We start from the raw sequence: 17,381 nt of genomic DNA, 5'->3' as shown, positions 1-17,381 counted from the left end.
TTGTCTTGCCCTGGAAGGGCATAGCCTGCACCGCTTTAGGCTGCAATTGCCCAAAGAAGTTCAAGACTTCGTTCAATCGCCAGAATGTTCGAAGGAATATGTAGGCTACGAGGAAAGGGGAGCGATGACGAGCTCCCCTGACGCTAGATCTGATCCGCGAAAATGATGTCGATGCACTACTGACCCATTCCAAACTTGTAGGTTAGCCGGGCCATCACGGCATCGACCTTTGCCTCTGTGCGATAGGTCTCGGGATTGTCGCCGAGAGTGCCATCATCGAACACGTTGTCGCCCGTGCTCGTCTTATGGCCGAGGTCAACGTGGGTGTAGTCCACGCCAAGCGAGAGGTTGTTCGTAAGGGCATAGTCGATGCCAGCGCCGAGCGCATAGCCGTTCTGCCACTCATTCTTTTCGTAGGTCACCAGAGCGTCGTTGTCTCGGGCGCGGAAATCCACCTTGCCGCCGGCATAACCAGCCTTGGCATAGATCAGCACGCGATCGAAGGCGTAGCCGACGCGGCCGACGACCGTGGCATAATTCGAGATTTTGGCGGTCTCGGTGTCGCTGTCCGGGAAATAGGGGCTGGTGATGGTCTTGCGGATGCCCGTTGCCGTCCAGGTCGCTTCGCCGCCCAGAATGAACTGTCCCCACTGCCATTGCGCGCCTGCATGGATACCGCCGGCTACGCCGGCTTTGTTGAAGTCAAATCCTTCTGTTCCCGCCGGAACGAGGTCGGTGAAGAACCCACCGTTTGGCTCGGTCATATCCGTTGCCGTGATGTCACCATTGGCAACGCCGAGATGGCCGCCGACATAGAGGCCGCTCCAGTCATAGGCCGACCCCGCAACCGGGGCCAACATGTCTGCTGCTGACGCGGTGCTTGCCGACAGGGCGGCAACCGCGAGAACTGCTAAGAATCTATTCACGTATTTCTCCCAACCCAAGTAATTCCCTCGGGAACAACAATAGCCGGGAGCGAAATGAAATTATGTGATGTTTTTGCCACAACCGCATATTTTTGCCATGGACCAACCGTCCGTCGAGCACTCGATCTACACTGGCCTGACGCTTCAAAACGCAAATGAAGCCGAGTAAAGCGCATGTAGAGCGCCTAGTCAGGAAATCCATCAGAAACTTCGTATTCGGGAAGCTCTCGAAGCTGTCTTCGTCGTGATGTAGAGCGGGCCGGATCTCCACCGAAGGCCAACGTGAAGCCCTCTCACTCCCGCGACTTTTATGCCGGTGCCGGCGAGCCCTGCAAGGCAGGCCGCAACAGCCGTTGGTGGCGGTATTCCAGCGCGATGGCGCCCCAGATCAGGCCGAGCAGCAGGTAGACATGGCGCCAGTGGTCGATGTCGATGAAGGTGCCGAGCCCGATATTGCCGATGAAGGCGACGTAGGCGCACAGGAGATAGGGCTGCCACGGCCGGTCGCGCAGCAGGATGCGGAAGCCGGCTGCTATCGTCCATAAGACGAGCGCCAGGAACGACACGAAGCCGAGCCAGCCATAATCCATCAGCATCTTCAGCCAGATATCGTGGGTGTCTTCACCGAAGATCGTGCCGAAGACCAGCGGGCCGATGCCGAACGGATGCTCCATCGCCATCTGGAAGCCGATGCCGTAGCGGGCGAAGCGGCCGAGGCGTGCGGTGTCGTAGCTCTGTTCGAGATGGGCGCGGTTGGAAAACATCTCCGACACGCCGGGCAGCTGCAGGATGACGATCATGGCGACGACCAGCAGCGCCAGTGCGGCAATCGTCATCACCACCACGCGCAGCCGGAACATGCCGCTGGCGCTCTGCAGGAACAGGCAGCCGGTGAGCAGGACGGCCGAAACCGCGAACATGCCCCAGGCGCCGCGCGAAAAGGAGAAGAAGATGCCGGCGGTGATGATCAGCAGCGGCACCGCCAGCAGCGGCATGCGTGTCACCGGTCCGGTCAAAAGCAGATAGAGCAGATAGATGCCGGGCAGCACCAGAAACGGGCCGAACACGTTCGGGTCCTGGAAGGCGCCGGCGGCACGATCGTATTTGGTGAACATCTCGGCGCCCGGAAAGGCGTGGAAGTAGCCTGCAATGCCAAGCAGCGAGGTCGCCACGGCCGAAACCACATAGGCAATGAAGATCAATCGGTAGAGGTTCGGCTGTACGGCGGTGATCGATGCGAAGAACACTGCGCTGAAGGCGAGAAACAGCGAGACGGCGAGATAGAGCGGTGTGTTGGCGAGGTCCGCCATCTGCGTCATGGACATCATGCCGCCGATGTTCATCGTCACCAGCAGCACCAGCAGCGGCGTTGCCGCGCGGGAAATCCGCAAACCGAAAAGCGCCCAGATGGCGATCAGCCCGGCCATGTAGAGCTCATAGGGCGCCGGCTCGCTGATGACGAAGCCGGACAGCAGAATGCCGAGGAAGACCGCGCCCGACGAAATCAGCGCGACCAGCTTGGCGTTGACCACGGCCTGCGGCAGATCATGGCTGATCGCGCTCAATAGGCGTTTTCCGTATTGAGCAGCCGGAGCGGCGTCAGGAACAGGATCCGCAAATCGAACAGCAGCGACCAGTTCTCGATGTAGTAGAGATCATACTCCGTGCGCATGCGGATCTTCTCGTTGGTGTCCATCTCGCCGCGCCAGCCATTGATCTGCGCCCAGCCGGTGACGCCGGGCTTGACCTTGTGGCGGGCGAAATAGCCGTCCACCACCTCGTTGTAGAGCAGGTTATGCGACTGCGCGGCGATGGCGTGCGGACGCGGGCCGACCAGCGATAGCGAACCCAGAAGCGAATTGAAGAACTGCGGCAGCTCGTCGATCGAGGTCTTGCGGATGAAGCGGCCGACGCGGGTGACGCGAGGATCGTTCTTGGTCACCGTCTGCTTGGCGGTCGGGTCGGCCTTGTCGGTATACATCGAACGGAACTTATAGACCTCGATGATCTCGTTGTTGAAACCGTGCCGCTTCTGATGGAACAGCACCGGACCCTTGCTGTCGAGCTTGATGGCGATGGCGGTCGCCAGCATCACCGGCGAGAACACGACGATGCCGATCAGGCTGAAGACGATGTCGAAGGCGCGTTTGGCCACCGAATCCCAGTCGTTGATCGGCTTGTCGAAGATGTCGAGCATCGGCACCGCGCCGATGTAGGAATAGGCACGCGGGCGAAACTGCAGCGCGTTGGAATGCGCCGAAAGCCGGATGTCGACCGGCAGCACCCACAGCTTCTTCAGCAACTGCAGAACGCGCGATTCGGCGGTCAGCGGCAACGATACGATCAGCATGTCGATACGGGCGATGCGGGCGAATTCGATCAGTTCCGAAATGGTGCCGAGCTTGGGGTAGCCGGCGACGATGGGCGGCGAGCGCTTGTCGCCGCGATCGTCGAAGATGCCGCAGATGCGAATATCGTTGTAGGGCTGCCTTTCGACCGAGCGGATCAGGATTTCCGCCGCCTTGCCGCCGCCGACGATGACGGCGCGCCGCTCCATGCGGCCATCGCGCGCCCAGGCCCGGATCAGCTTCGACATTACCAGCCTGAGGCCGAAGATGAGAACGAAGCCGATGACGAACCAGCTGCCCAACAAAAGACGCGAATAGTTTTCCGACATCTTCATGACGAACGCCGTCAGCGCCATGAGGGCGAAAGTGCCGGCCCAGACCAGCAGCACGCGGCCGAAATTGGCGATCGGCCGCATCAGGGCGACGATCTGGTAGCAGTCGGTGACGTCGAGCAGCACCACGGCAAGGAACGACGCGGCGGCGATCGTTACCGGATACTGCCAGGCGAGATAATTGAAGAACCCGACATAATGGAAATAGACGGCGAGCCCGGACAGGAACAGCAAGCCGAATTCGACCATGCGCAGGACACCGCTGACCATGATCGGCGACATCGTATCGCGCCGGTACTGCGAGGCGACCTGGCGCGCGACATCGTTCATGCCGCTTGGCGTGTCGCCATCGGCCGGGCCGTCGAATTTACGCACCGCCTCTGCTGAAAAGCGGCGCGCGGGGTCGATCTCGTTCATGAGGGCTTTCCGCAAGCTTCCCCCCGGTCATAGCAAAAGAGAGCTAAGAAACCCTTGAAACAACATACGGCTTTGGAACGGCTTGGTCCTGCGCCTACCTGTCGAGCGCGGCGAAATAGGCGTTCTCGATGTCGGCGGCCATCACATCGGCGCCGAAGCGTGCCTTGAGGTCGGCCCCATCCGGCATCAGGTCGCGATAGGCGGCCGGGTCGGCCAGCGCCTGGCTCATCCTTTCGGCGAGCTCGATCGGGTCAGGTCGGATCAGGGCAGGGGAACCGGTGTCGAATATCTCCGGAATGCCGCCGACCGCGGTTGCAATCATCGGCTTTCCTGCGGCAAGCGTTTCCAGGACGATATAGGGCATGGCTTCGGCGCGCGAGGGAACGATGATAAGCGCGGCAAGGGCAAAGGCCTCCCTGGCCGGCATCGGCGGCAGGAAGCGGACATGGCGCTCGAGCCCGAGGCGTTTCACTTGCCCGTGGTAACGCGGTAGGTCGTCGCCGTCGCCGACCATCACCGCGGTCAGCGCGCGGCCGAACCGTGGGCCGGCGAGCGCCAATGCGTCGATGAAGATGTCCGGCCCCTTCAGGTCGCGCATCATGCCGATATAAAGCAGGTCGGCTGCGTCCGGGGCGGTGATCACCGGCTCGAATTCTGTGGCGCGCAGGCCGTTATAGACCAAGGTGTTGGGAATGGGCGGCTCGCCGACCTTGTGGCGATAGGTCCGCCGCTCATAGTCCGAGACAAACAGCAGATAGTCGGTGAAGCGAGCCATGAAGCGCTCGAGCGCGAAGAACAGCTTTCCGGTGGTCGTGTTCTCGTCATAGTGGAGGGAGCCGCCATGCGGCGAATAAAGGCGGGCTACGCGAGACCTTGATACCCGCAACAACGAGCCGAACAGACGGGCATAGGCGCCACCCTTGGCGCCGTGCCCGTGCAGTACGTCCGGCCGCAATTCCTTGATGATCCTGTACGTGCGCCAGGCCGAGGCAAGGTCGCCGGGACCGACGTGGCGCTGCATCGGCGTGCGATGAATCCCGAGCGCCAGCATGTTCTTCATCTGCTCGAACAGATGTTCCTCGAACGCGCCGCCCGTCGTCGAATCGCAGACGATGCCGACGGAATGCCCGGCGGCGACCTGCGCCTCGGTCAGGTCGCGCACATGCCGGAAAATTCCTCCGACGGGTGAGCGAAAGCAATGGACGATCCTGAGCCTGTCCGCCACTTGGTATCTGTCAGAACAGGCGTTCGCGGACGTAGACCGTATCGCCCGGCAGCAGCGGGTCGGAGGTGACCACGCGGCCGGTCATCACCTTGCCGTTGATGTCGCGGGTGATGTCGACGCTTTCCTGGTTGGCGCGCGGCGTGAAGCCGCCGGCAATGGCGATTGCCTTCTGCACCGTCAGGCCGGGGACGTAAGAGTATTGGCCGGCGGCACCCACTTCGCCCATGACGAAGATCGGCCGGTAGCGGTCGATCTCGACCGAAACGTCGGGATCGCGCAGATAGCCTTGCCGCAATTTGTCGGCGATCTCCTTTTCCATCTGCTGCGCGGTGTGGCCGCGCGCCGGTATGGCGCCGACAAGCGGGAAGGAGAGATAGCCGGATTGATCGACGCTGTAGGTGTTGGTCAGCCCGTCCTGCTCGAACACGGTGACGCGGACGCGATCGCCGGCGCCAAGACGGTAGGGCTGATCGAGCACCTCATGGAAGGCGGCCGGCGTCGGCCGGTAGCTGGAACAGCCAGCCAGCATCGATACGGCAAGCAGCGCGCGAAACAGGGAAGCAGTGCTTTTCATGACCGGACAAGTACCTTCGACTGGGCCGCTGCGGCGTCGCAGCAAACATCAGGGATCGAGGCCCGTTATCATCCTGTTAGGGTTAATGGCCGGTAAAGGGAGCGGCCGACACGTGGCGCATCGGCAAGAGTTTTTGCGATTTCTGGCGGTTTTGTTTGTCGCCCGCCAGTAAACCCTAACGGAAACTTACCGCGATCTTAACGGCTGAGTTACCATAGTTGTTTACGGTGCGTGCTGACCCAGTATCGGAGTAGGGATGCATGTCCGTTCAGTCCGCGGCCGCAGATGTCGATGTCGATCTCAGGCAGCTCTTCGCCAGCCTGGCGAGGAATTGGCTGCGTATAGGCCTCGTCGTCCTGTTGGCGACCGGGCTGGCCTTTGCTTTCGCCTCGCTGGCAACCCGGCACTACAAGGCCGAGACGCAGGTGGAGATCGCGCCGCGCGAATCCATCTACACGCGGCCGGCCAGCAACAACAACGACACCGACAAGCCTATTCTCGACGAGCAGGGCGTCGCCACCCAGGTCCAGATCATTTCCTCCAACGAAATCCTCAAGCAGGTCTCGCAAACGCTTGGGCTGGAAAAACTGCCCGAGTTCAATGAAGCGCTCGACATGTCGGCGCTGAGCCGCGCTCTGGTCCTGGTCGGCCTGAAAAGCGACCCGATGGAAATTCCGACGGAAGAGCGCGTGCTCAAGAAAATGCACGAGAAGCTCAACGTCTACGGCGTGGAGAAGACCCGCATCATTGCCATCGAGTTCTCATCGGAAGATCCCAAGCTCGCGGCCGCCATACCGGACGCCATCGCTGCCGCCTATATAGCGGGGCAAGGGGCGGCCAAGCTCGAATCGAACAGCGCCGCGGCAGACTTCCTGGCGCCCGAGATCGCTGACCTGCAGCGGCAGGTCAAGGATGCGGAGGCGAAGGTCGCCGCCTATCGCGCCCAGTCCGATCTTCTGATGGGTGGCAACAATTCGGTGCTGGCCACCCAGCAGCTTTCGGAACTGTCGAGCGAACTGTCGAAAGTGCGCGCCAACCGCGCTGCGGCCGAAGCGACCGCCGACGGTGTGCGCAGGGCGCTGCAGAATGGCGGTTCGCTGGACGCCGTGCCGGAGGTTCTGTCATCGGACCTGATCCAGCGCTTGCGTGAGCGACAGGTCGAATTGCGCTCCAACATCGCCGATCTGTCGACGACGCTGCTTGGAAATCATCCGCGCATTCGCGCGCTGAAATCGCAACTGTCCGATCTCGACGCGCAGATTCGCAGCGAGGCCCAGAAGATCATGAAAGGCCTGTTGATGCAGGCCGAGACGGCAAAGGCCCGCGAGAACCAGCTCGTCGCCGACGTCAACACATTGAAAGCCGCTTCGGCGCAGGCCGGCGAACAACAGGTCGACCTCGACGCACTGCAGCGCGACGCGACCGCCAAGCGACAGCAGCTCGAACTCTACCTGACCAACTACCGCGAAGCCGCTTCGCGCCAGGACCGCAACTATCTGCCGGTCGACGCCCGGATCGCCTCGAAGGCGTCGGTTCCCTCCGAGGCCTATTTCCCGAAGGTGGGGCCGATCGTCGGCGCGGCTTTCGCCGCATCGCTGCTGATCATGGCCATCGTGACGCTTCTGCGGGAGCTGTTCTCAGGCCGCGCGATGCGGCCGGCGAGCGATTCCCGTTTCGAACGGATCGATGAGGTGGCGATGCCGCATGTGGCGCAGACGCCGGCCGCCAAGCCATTTGTCCGCCCCGAGCCTGCCGTCTTCCAGGAAGCCGTCATTCACCAGGAACTGCCTGAACCTGCGCATGAAGCCGATGCGGAGCCTTATGCCGCTGCGATGCAGGCCATGGCCGAGGCGCCGGATGCGGTCGCAATGCCCGCTACGGCGGCGACAGAGCAGACGGTTGTCGAGCCCGAACCGGCGCGCTCCACCCTGGGCGAGATCGACATCGAAAGGGCTGCCGAAAAGCTGATCTCAAGCGGTGCGGCGCGCGCCATATTCGTCTCGCCGGAAGGCGACGAGGCGGCTGCATCGGCGATCCTGGTGGCGCGCGAAGTCGCCGACGCCGGGCTGCGCGTGCTGTTGCTGGACCTCACCGCGTCGGGGGCCGCCTCGCGGCCGATGCTGGACAGCGGACTGTTTCCCGGCATCACCAACCTGCTCGCTTCGGAAGCGCAGTTCAGTGACGTCATCCATGCCGATCTCTACTCGGACTGTCACGTCATTCCGGTCGGAACCGCCGATCCGGTCCGCGCCATGCGCGCCGCCGACCGGCTGCCGATCATCATGCAGTCGCTGACAACGGCTTATGATCTGGTCGTGGTCGAATGCGGACCAGCCGACGCGCAGGGCATCGGCCGTCTGACCGGCGACGCCACCGAGGTTTTTCTCTCCATGCTGGAGGCCGACGACGAGGTGACGCAAGCTGCCGTCAAACTGATCGAGAACGGCTATCCCGACCTGACGCTGGTGACGCCGCTCGGCCACGAACCGCCCGGCAATCCGGTGCCGGGACGGCGCACTGCCGCCGCCTGAGAGAGCTGCGGATCGCCTGGCGGAGCCGTTCAGCGGTTCGCCCGATCTAGCCCAGTTCCAGGGTCGTTACGCCGAACACCCTTTGCCGGTCCAGTTCCGGGGCAGGCCCCTTGTACATGCGCGTGGTGGTGAAGGTCGGCGCAAAGCCGGCCGCATCGAGCGCAGTTATGAAACCGGTGTTATCGGCGGGGACGTCGATATGCAGCTCGCCGCCCTCACAGGCACCGGCCAGTCCCTCCAGGAGTTGCAAAGCGATTTCCATGTCGTCGGCAAACAGCGGGCCGATCTTGAAGCCGGATCGGCACCGGCGCACCACGCCAAAGCCGGTGACGCCGCGCGAACCGATTGCCGCCAACCCATGATGCGGTTCTTGCAGCCATCGCTGCAGGAAGGCCCGCCGCGGCGCCGGAAAACAATGGGCGTCATAGGCGACGACATCGGATAGGAGTTGCGTTGTAATCGTCCGCAACCCATCGGCCCTGGCCGCCGGGCCTGCCTTGCGCCCGGTGAAGCGGATGGTCTCGTAGGCCGGCGCGAAGCCCTTGCGCCGGTAATTGGCCTGCTGCTCGGCGACGCCGTCAAGGCCGACGGTCCGGCCTGCAAGCCTTTTCATGCCGGCGTCCCACACCGTCTTGCCGTAGCCCATGCCGCGCATGTCAGGCCGGGAGATGTAGAGGCCGATGAAGCCGAATTCGCTGCCATAGGCCACGGCCGAAATTGCCGCGACCATGTCGTCGCCGACAAAGGCGCCGATGAAGCCTTCGGGGTCCGCCGCCTGGAGCATCGCCGGGTCTTCAAGACCTGGGTTCCAGCCTTCCGCGGCTGCCCAGTCGACGAGAAGCGCCAGTTCCTGCAGGGACAGTGTGCGGATGATCGGCGTCATTGCGTTAGCTATCTTCTTCCGAGGGCGCCGCCTGGCCGGCGGCTTTGCGGCGCAGCACCTTGGTCAGCTTCCAGATCGTCGGGCTGTTCTTGACGAAGGCTTTCAGCCGCGCGCCTTGCCGAAGCGTCAGCGCCAGCATGCGGCCCTTCACGGTCAAGGGGACCAGCACTTCGAAATGCCGCGTTTCGATATCGCACCACAGCCGCTTGTAAGGCTCATCGCCGACCGAAAAGTCATAGACCTCGAAACCGGTCTCGCAGGCTTCCTGGATGTTGTCGAAGAACAGGAAGTCGCCGGGGCTGGCGTGCCCGAGATCGTCCTCGGCGATCGCTCCGAATTCGCAGATCAGGCGTTTGCCCGAGCGGCTTGAACCGGTAATGGCGCGCAGCTTACCGGCAACCTCGAGCCCGTGCAGCACGAAGGAAGGCTTGTCCTCGCTAAGTGCTTGCGAAAACAGCGCGCGGAAGAAGCCGCGCACCTGCGCGTCGCCGAAGACGTTGGCGATGCCCATCTTGCGGAAGCGGAGTTCCTTCATCTCGAAGAAGGCGTCGAGCAGCCTGTCGACCTCGTCTGGGGTGCGGGCCTCGATGCGCCGGTGGCTGCCGACGGTCTCGAATTTCCGGATCTGCGACCGGTGCTTCTTGCGTTTGCGTTTGCCGCTGGCGCGAGAAAGCAGCGCATCGAAGCCGCCGGCGAGATCGACGGCCAGCGACAGATTGGGGCTGGAAAAATGGTCAAGCGATGCGAGCGGATTGGCGACGCCGTCGAGATCGGGCAGCAACCGCTCGAGCGCGACCAGATCGATGTCCGGGCGTGCCTCGGCGATGGCCGCCAGCACCGATCGGAGGGCCGGCATATCCACCTTGGCCAGCCAGTTCGGGTCCGCGGCGACGAAGTTGCCGTTGGCGTGGCGCCCACCCATGAAGCGGGCGATCCGGAACGGCCCCTTCGAGGCAACCTCCAGCGCCAGCGAAAAAAGCGGTTTGCCCTCGGCACTCAGCGTCGCGACGAGCAGGTCCGGTCGTGTCTCGGCCGCCCAGTTCAGGATCCAGGCAGCACCCTGCGCCGGACCAAACAGAGCCGAGCGGCAGAACTCGGCATAGGCCGCCAATCCGTCCGTGGACGCCACCGAGATCGACAGGCCGGCACGGTCCCGTGGCAAGGCGCGCGACGATGCCTCGGTTGCCGCAAGCCGATTGCCGTCAAATGACGCAGTTGCGTCAACCATACCTCAATCCTTAGGGCGTATTGGTCGCGATTTGGGGGTTCGCATAGGCGCATTCCGTGCTTGGATCAGCCTAGGCGCAAAAGGTGAATGAATGATCGACGGCGGGGAGGCAATCCGGAAACTGGCGCTGAACGTCGCCCGCTATACCGGCCTTGCACCGCTGGCCAAACCGTTCATCGGCGGCATTGGCGCCATCCTGATGCTGCACCGTGTTACCGCGACGCCGGAAAAGCCGGACGGCGTCAACCGGCATCTGAATATCGCGCCCGGGTTCCTCGATGCCATGATCGCCGACATGAAGGCGCATGGCTATGCCTTCGTCTCCATGGACGAAGCCGTCGAGCGCATCAAGGCGGGCGGCAAAGGCGGTCAGTTTGCCACGATCACCGCCGACGATGCCTATCGCGACAATATGGTCGAGGCGCTGCCGGTGCTGGAGAAGCACGGCGCGCCGATCACCATCTATGTCGCGCCCGGGCTGATCAACGGCACAGCCGACCTGTGGTGGGATGTTGTCGAGGACATCGTCAACGCGCGCGATACCTTGACGCTGACGCGGCCGAATGGTCCGCTGTCGATCGATTGCTCGACCCCCGCGAAGAAGCTGCAGGCCAATGCACGCCTGCACGCCTATCTCACCTCCGAAATCCGCGAGGAGGACCTGCAGGCGGTGTTGCGTGACCTGGCTCGCGCAAATGGCATCGACGCCGACGGTCCGCGCCTGCGCACATTGATGAACTGGGACGAAATCCGCCGCATCGCCGCGCATCCGCTGGTGACGATCGGCGCCCATACGATCAACCACAGCAATCTGAAGCGGCTCTCCGAAGCCGATGCCCGGCACGAGATCGGCGCCGTGCGCGCCATGTTGCTGGCCGAACTGGGCGAAGAGCCCCGCCATTTCGCTTACCCCTATGGCTATGCGAGTGCCGTAGGCTGTCGCGAAGTCGGCTTTGCTCGTGACGCAGGCTACACCTCTGCCGTGACGACGCGCCACGGCGTGCTGCGCGCCGAACATGCCGGGTTCCTGCATGCTTTGCCGCGCATTTCCGTCAACGGCCGCTATCAGAGCCTCGCCCACATTCGCACCATGCTGTCGGGCGTGACGACGCCGCTCGCCAATGCCGGCAAGATGGTCGTCACCATCTGACGCTGGCGGTTTCGCCTAGCGCTTGGCCCTCGGCTCCAGCATCAGCCATTTGATGATGCCCATTGCCGGCAGCACCCAGAGCAGGCCGCTGAGCAGGAAGAACAGGAAATGCACCCACGGACCCGACTCCGACAGCCGGGCGACCGCGAAGATCGATGCGACCAGCGCATAGATGATGACCAGCGCCACCAGCAGAAACATTCCGATCAGCTTTTTCAGGCGCAGGGGCATGGTTGGTCTCCTGATCGAGCATGCCGGAATTTGCACAGGCGGCCTGGCAGGCTCAAGGGGTAACGGCCTCGCATAGGCCTTGAGGCGAGACTGCGCAACCGGTGAGACGCGGCGCGACGGCGTGCCGCGCCGGATGGTCTTGCCAGCACGGGTGCGATGGTCCACCAATCCGCCAAATCAACCTGCCGGGACAAGATCATGGCTGCCATATCAGCTGCCGCGCCATACGTCGCCCGCGACCGCGACCTGCATAACCGGGCGCTGCTGCGCGCCTGGCTCTATGTGGTGCTTCTGGTGCTGTTTGCGCTGGTGCTGGTCGGCGGCGCCACCAGGCTCACCGATTCCGGCCTGTCGATTACGCAGTGGAAGCCGATCCATGGCGTGATCCCGCCGCTCAACGATGCCGAATGGCAGGAGGAATTCCAGCTCTATCAGCAGATCCCGCAATATGCCGAGCTCAACAAGGGCATGAGCATCGAAGCGTTCAAATCGATCTTCTGGTGGGAATGGGCGCATCGCATCCTGGCGCGCAGCGTCGGCCTGGTCTTCGCCTTGCCGCTGCTGTTTTTCTGGGCAACGCGCCGCATCGAGCGCGGCCTGGGTCCGAAACTCGTGGGCATTCTGCTGCTTGGCGGCCTGCAAGGCGCCATCGGCTGGTGGATGGTGGCCTCTGGCCTGGTCGACCGGATCTCCGTCAGCCAGTACCGGCTGGCGACCCACCTGACGCTTGCCGCACTGATCTTCACCGCCACCATGGTGGTCGCGCGCGGGTTGGCGCCGCATTCCGAGCCTGCCGCCGATAGGTCGACGCAGAGGCTGGCCGGCTTCATCGTGCTGCTGGCGCTGATCCAGATCTATCTCGGCGGCCTGGTCGCCGGGCTCGACGCGGGCCTGAGCTACAACACCTGGCCGCTGATGGACGGCAAGATCATTCCTGGCGATCTGCTGATCCTCGAGCCGGCATGGCGCAACTTCTTCGAGAGCCCGAAGACGGTGCAGTTCGTGCATCGGCTTGGCGCTTACACGGTATTCGTCGTGGCCTTGTGGCACATGATCGCCACGCGCCGGCGGCTGCCAGGCTCGACGCATGCGCGCCGCGCGACGCTGCTGTTTCTACTGGTGCTGGCGCAGGCCTCGATCGGCATCGGCACGCTGCTGATGCATGTGCCGCTGCATATGGCGCTGACCCATCAGGGGTTTGCGCTGATCGTGCTGGGCTTTGCCGCAGCCCATTGGCGTGGCACCAAGGGCGCCTATCCCTTGCCGACGGGGATAGCGCTCAGGGGCTGATCCCGAGCCGATCTACTGGGTCGGATCAGAAGCCTGCCCGCACCGCCCGGATCGCCTTGACGATCGACAATTCGCGATTCTCCTCGACCGCATTGTCGTCCTCGTGATGCCAGGACGCCGACAGGCATCCATAGGCAATGGCATGATCGAGGATAGCGGTCGGTGTCTGGCTCAGTGTTCTGGCAAAGATCTCGGCCATGTCAGCGATCCGCTCCGGATCGAGGCAGAGATCGTCCCGGTCGAGCGGGTTGTAGAACATGTTCGCCGCGTCGAAGCCGGGATCGCCGAGCACGCCCTTCGGATCGATCGCCAGCCAGCCGCGCGGCCCGTGCAGGATGTTTTCGTGATGCAGATCGCCATGCAGGGGCCTGATGTCGTGCGGATCGGCCAGCAGCCGCTCGGCGATGACGGCTGCCTCGACATAGAGGCTGTCAAGGCCGGCGTCGCGATCGGTATTCGCCTTGTCGAACAGGCTGGCGAAGCGTTCCCGGAGCGGCTGAAGCTCGGACGGGTAGGGGGCTTTCCCCCGTGAAAACAGTTTTGCCATCAGCTCCGCCGCGATTGCGGTCGCGGCAAAGTCGCCCTGTTCGTCGAGAACCTGCTGCAGCAGGGTTTCACCGGCATATTCGAGCAGCATGCTTTGGCCGTCGCGGCCGAGCAGACGCACCGCGCCTTCGCCGCGCCGCCAGGCGAGATAGTGCTCTCCGCGCAACTCGTCGGCGACGTCATCGAAAGGCTTCAGCGCCTTGACGATCGCCGGCGATCCGTCTTCGCGCAAAACCTTCCAGATGCGGCTCGAAAAGGTCTCGGCAACGAGTTCGGGCGCGCTGACTTTCCAGCGCGCCGGAAAGGCTGGCGTGTCCATCAGAGGCCGAGCATCAGATCCATGTTCTGGACGGCGGCACCCGAGGCGCCCTTGCCGAGATTGTCGTAGACCGCCAGCAGCAGGGCCTGCGCCCGTTTGTCGTTGGCGAAGACATAGACCTTCATCCGGTTGGTGCCGTTGTAGATCTCCGGATCGATCTCCGGCATGCGCTCCGAATGCGCATAGGGCGCCACCTCGACCACACCGCCCTTGATGGCGGCGAAATGGTCGGCAATCGCCGCATGCAGCTCCGCACCGGTCGGCACATGGTCGAGGCCGCCGAGTTGCAATGGCACCACGGTGATCATGCCTTGCGCGAAATTGCCGACCGCCGGCTGCATGATCGGATCATGCGACAGCCTTGCATAGGCCCTCAATTCCGGCACGTGCTTGTGCTGCAGGGTGAGGCCGTAAGGCAGGAATTCCGAGGCGTCCTCGCCCTTGGCGACGTAGTCCTCGATCATCGGCCGTCCGCCGCCGGAATAGCCCGAAATGCCGTTGACGGTGATCGGAAAATCGGCCGGCAGCAGGCCTGCTGTGACCAGCGGCCGCAGCGTCGCGATCGGTCCCTGCGGCCAGCAGCCTGGGTTGGCGACGCGCTTTGCCGAGGCAATCGCCTTTGCCTGGTCCTTGTCCATCTCGGCGAAACCATACGCCCAGCCCTCCGCCACGCGATGCGCGGTCGACGCATCGATGACCCTGGTGGTGTCGTTGGCGATCAGCGAGACGCTTTCCTTCGCCGCGTCGTCGGGCAGGCACAGGATAGCGACATCGGCGGCATTGAGGAACTCGGCACGTGCCGCCGTTTCCTTGCGACGCTCGGTGGGGATGGAAATGATCTCCAGATCACCGCGCTCGGCAAGCAGCGCCCTGATCTGCAGGCCGGTGGTGCCGTGTTCGCCGTCGATGAAGATTTTCGGTTTCATGGGTTGTTCAAATTCCCTGAGTTTTCAAGACTATATGCCCTGGCCTTGAATCACTGCGGCACCATTGTGATTGCCGTTGTTCAGCTCTTCAAGCCGGGCTTTCCGTTCAGCAAGCAGACCGAGATATTGCATGGCCACCATCGAGCCGGCGATTGCCGTTATATCGGCGTGATCATAGGCCGGCGCAACCTCTACGACATCGGCGCCGACAATATCGATCTGGTTGAGCTGGCGCAGCGTCGACAGGATCTTGGCCGAGGACGGCCCGCCGGCAACCGGCGTGCCTGTGCCGGGCGCATAGGCCGGATCGAGGCAGTCGATGTCGAAGGTGAGATAGGTCTTCTTGCCGCCGGTGCGGTCGACAATGGCGTAGGCAATGTCGGACGCCCGCATCTCCTCGATTTCATGACCATGGAGGATCTTGATGCCGAACGTGTCGGGCGCATGGGTGCGGATGCCGATCTGGATCGACCGGTCGGGATCGATGATGCCTTCCTTGACGGCGCGACCGACGAAGGAGCCGTGGTCGATGCGCTTGCCGTCGTCCGGCCAGGTGTCCTGGTGGGCGTCGAACTGCACCAAAGCGAGCGGACCATGGATGGCGGCATGCGCCTTGAGCAGTGGCCAGGTGACGAAATGATCGCCGCCGAGCGTCAACAGGAAGGCGCCTGATTTGAGGATCTTCGCCGCTTCGCGCTCGATCGTGCCGGGCGTCTTCTGATGGTTGCCCGAATCGAGCAGGCAATCGCCGTAATCGACGACCGCCAGATGCTCGAACAGATCGCGTGAAAAGGGATATTGCGGGTCGTTGTCGAGGATCGCCGAGGCACGGCGGATCGCCTGCGGCCCGAAGCGGGCGCCAGGCCGGTTGGTGACGGCGGCATCGAAGGGAATACCCCACACCACCGCATCCGCGCCCTTCACGTCCTTGGTGTATTTGCGCCGCATGAACGACAGCGCGCCGGAATAGGTCGGCTCGAACGCGGCGCCCGTTTTGGAACGGGCGGTGAAGGCGTTGTCGATGGTGTGGTTCGCCATTACGGATCCTCGTTTTTCATCGGGTTGCAACAACTACAGAACCGGCACGGAAGATGCCAGTCATAGCTTGGCGAGACGGAATGGCGCTGCCCGAGTGCCACGGCAAGACAGGATTGTATCATCATGACGCAGACCGCGTTTCTCAACCCCACCCGTGCCGCGGCGTCGACCCACACCGGCACGGTCGCCGGCGAACGCTTCCTGGTCCTCGATTCGTGGCGCGGCACCTGCGCGCTTCTGGTGGCGCTGTTTCACTTTCCTACCGGTTCGACGATTTCGCAAAGCGCCTTCATCGGTTCGTCCTACCTGTTCGTCGATTTCTTCTTCGTCCTTTCCGGCTTCGTCATCGCCAGCAGCTACGGCGATCGGCTCAACCAACCGGGACAGGTCGCGCGTTTCGCCCTGGTCCGTTTCGGCCGCATCTACCCGCTGCATCTGCTCATGCTTGCCGCCTTCGCCGGTTTCGAGCTGCTGCGGCTGATGCTGCCGCAATTGCACGGCACGGGGGCTGCCCCCTTCACCGGCGGCTTCGACCTCAACAGCCTGCTTGCCAATCTCCTTCTGCTGCAGGGTGTCGGCTTCGAGGATCAATTGACCTGGAATGCGCCGAGCTGGAGCATTTCGGCCGAGTTCTTCGCCTATCTCCTGTTTGCCGGCGTGGTCTTCGTCGCCGGCGCGCGCGCCTGGATATGGTTCGTCGCGGCCGCCGTCACCGCGCCGCTGTTCCTGCTCGGCTTCTCGACCCATCATATGGATGTGTCCTTCGATTTCGGCTTCATCCGTTGCCTGTACGGCTTCTCGCTCGGCGCCTTGCTGGCCTGGTTTCAGCATGATTCCATTGCAGGGGCGCGACAGGCTCTCGCCAGGGGCGGCCCGCGCATGGACTGGACCCTTGCCGAAATCGTCATGGTGGCCGTCATCGTGCTTTTCGTTTCGCTGGCGGGCGACAATGACTTCGGCATCGCGGCACCCCTGGTGTTCGCGCTGGCGCTGTTTCTGTTCGCCCATGAGGGTGGCTGGATCAGCGCCTTGCTCAGAGCCCCGTTCATGCTGACGCTCGGCGCGCTGTCCTATTCGATCTACATGGTCCACATCTTCGTCCAGGCGCGCCTGATCAACGTCGCGGGGCTCGTCGAGCGCAAGCTCGGCCTTGGCCTGATCGGCGACTTCATGCTGCGCGGCCAGCCTGCCACCGGCTTCGGTGCCGGCTGGACGGGGGCGGTGGCGATCGTCGTCATGCTCGCCGCTACCATTGCCGCCTCCTGGATCACCTGGCGTTTCGTCGAGATGCCGGCCATGGCGTGGTTCCGCAGGCTCTCGAAACGCATCTGACGCACCTGCTGCGAGTATTCCGCTAGCCGGCTTCGTTCACCCAGATGTCACGGGCGTCGCCTATCCGGGTGTCGATCCGGCAAGG

General features: G+C 63.1%; 15 protein-coding genes. 4 read left to right on the top strand and 11 right to left on the bottom strand.

Translation table 11 applies throughout. The features are described from left to right. Positions 1-176 precede the first annotated feature (176 nt). From LB559_RS02605 to LB559_RS02585, 5 genes are all read right to left on the bottom strand, one after another. Positions 177-944, bottom strand: a complete 768-nt coding sequence (locus tag LB559_RS02605; RefSeq protein ID WP_013532224.1) for an outer membrane protein — start codon at positions 942-944, stop codon at positions 177-179. 290 nt (positions 945-1,234) lie between these two features. Continuing rightward, positions 1,235-2,491 carry an O-antigen ligase family protein gene (locus LB559_RS02600; protein WP_224672975.1) on the bottom strand — a complete coding sequence of 419 codons (1,257 nt, stop codon included), beginning with the start codon at positions 2,489-2,491 and terminating at the stop codon, positions 1,235-1,237. Next, entirely contained in the window at positions 2,488-4,023 is a 1,536-nt protein-coding gene (locus tag LB559_RS02595) for an undecaprenyl-phosphate glucose phosphotransferase (RefSeq protein ID WP_224672974.1), read from the bottom strand. Before LB559_RS02595 ends, LB559_RS02600 begins: the two co-directional genes overlap by 4 nt. Positions 4,024-4,117: 94 nt before the next feature. Next, positions 4,118-5,248 carry a glycosyltransferase family 4 protein gene (locus tag LB559_RS02590; RefSeq protein WP_013532221.1) on the bottom strand — a complete coding sequence of 377 codons (1,131 nt, stop codon included), beginning with the start codon at positions 5,246-5,248 and terminating at the stop codon, positions 4,118-4,120. 10 nt (positions 5,249-5,258) lie between these two features. Continuing rightward, entirely contained in the window at positions 5,259-5,822 is a 564-nt protein-coding gene (locus LB559_RS02585) for a polysaccharide biosynthesis/export family protein (RefSeq protein ID WP_013532220.1), read from the bottom strand. Positions 5,823-6,082: 260 nt separating this feature from the next. Here LB559_RS02585 and LB559_RS02580 point away from each other — a divergent pair, with 260 nt between their 5' ends. After that, positions 6,083-8,353: a GumC family protein gene (locus LB559_RS02580; RefSeq protein ID WP_224672973.1), complete on the top strand. Its 2,271-nt coding sequence runs from the start codon at positions 6,083-6,085 to the stop codon at positions 8,351-8,353. Between the two features lie 46 nt (positions 8,354-8,399). Here the strand turns inward: LB559_RS02580 and LB559_RS02575 are convergent, their stop codons facing one another. Both LB559_RS02575 and LB559_RS02570 read right to left on the bottom strand, forming a co-directional pair. Further along, positions 8,400-9,236, bottom strand: coding sequence for a GNAT family N-acetyltransferase (locus tag LB559_RS02575; RefSeq protein ID WP_224672972.1), 837 nt, complete (start codon positions 9,234-9,236; stop codon positions 8,400-8,402). Between the two features lie 4 nt (positions 9,237-9,240). Further along, positions 9,241-10,464, bottom strand: a complete 1,224-nt coding sequence (locus tag LB559_RS02570) for a GNAT family N-acetyltransferase (RefSeq protein ID WP_224672971.1) — start codon at positions 10,462-10,464, stop codon at positions 9,241-9,243. A gap of 91 nt (positions 10,465-10,555) precedes the next feature. Here LB559_RS02570 and LB559_RS02565 point away from each other — a divergent pair, with 91 nt between their 5' ends. Then, positions 10,556-11,614, top strand: coding sequence for a polysaccharide deacetylase family protein (locus LB559_RS02565; RefSeq protein WP_224672970.1), 1,059 nt, complete (start codon positions 10,556-10,558; stop codon positions 11,612-11,614). A 15-nt stretch (positions 11,615-11,629) separates the two neighbouring features. Here LB559_RS02565 and LB559_RS02560 read toward each other — a convergent pair whose 3' ends face one another. Then, on the bottom strand, positions 11,630-11,845 hold the full coding sequence (locus LB559_RS02560) for a DUF2842 domain-containing protein (protein ID WP_013532215.1): 216 nt from the start codon (positions 11,843-11,845) through the stop codon (positions 11,630-11,632). Positions 11,846-12,043: 198 nt separating this feature from the next. Between LB559_RS02560 and LB559_RS02555 the strand changes: the two genes are divergently transcribed. Continuing rightward, positions 12,044-13,135, top strand: coding sequence for a COX15/CtaA family protein (locus tag LB559_RS02555; RefSeq protein WP_224672969.1), 1,092 nt, complete (start codon positions 12,044-12,046; stop codon positions 13,133-13,135). A 25-nt stretch (positions 13,136-13,160) separates the two neighbouring features. Here LB559_RS02555 and LB559_RS02550 read toward each other — a convergent pair whose 3' ends face one another. Genes LB559_RS02550 through speB form a run of 3 tightly spaced genes read right to left on the bottom strand, consistent with a single transcriptional unit; the run spans position 13,161 to position 15,964 of the window. Then, on the bottom strand, positions 13,161-14,003 hold the full coding sequence (locus LB559_RS02550; protein ID WP_224673103.1) for an aminoglycoside phosphotransferase family protein: 843 nt from the start codon (positions 14,001-14,003) through the stop codon (positions 13,161-13,163). Then, entirely contained in the window at positions 14,000-14,926 is a 927-nt protein-coding gene (gene argC, locus LB559_RS02545; RefSeq protein WP_013532212.1) for an N-acetyl-gamma-glutamyl-phosphate reductase, read from the bottom strand. Before argC ends, LB559_RS02550 begins: the two co-directional genes overlap by 4 nt. Positions 14,927-14,956: 30 nt before the next feature. Further along, a complete protein-coding gene (speB, locus tag LB559_RS02540) occupies positions 14,957-15,964 on the bottom strand; it encodes an agmatinase (RefSeq protein WP_013532211.1) in 1,008 nt (335 codons plus the stop codon). A gap of 123 nt (positions 15,965-16,087) precedes the next feature. Here speB and LB559_RS02535 point away from each other — a divergent pair, with 123 nt between their 5' ends. After that, a complete protein-coding gene (locus LB559_RS02535; RefSeq protein ID WP_224672968.1) occupies positions 16,088-17,296 on the top strand; it encodes an acyltransferase family protein in 1,209 nt (402 codons plus the stop codon). Positions 17,297-17,381: the final 85 nt, after the last annotated feature.

Source organism: Mesorhizobium sp. BR1-1-3, from assembly GCF_020165455.1.
Taxonomy (GTDB): Bacteria; Pseudomonadota; Alphaproteobacteria; order Rhizobiales; family Rhizobiaceae; genus Mesorhizobium; species Mesorhizobium ciceri.
The sequence above is the reverse complement of the archived record's forward strand: the minus strand, read 5'-3'. Positions and strand labels throughout refer to the sequence as shown.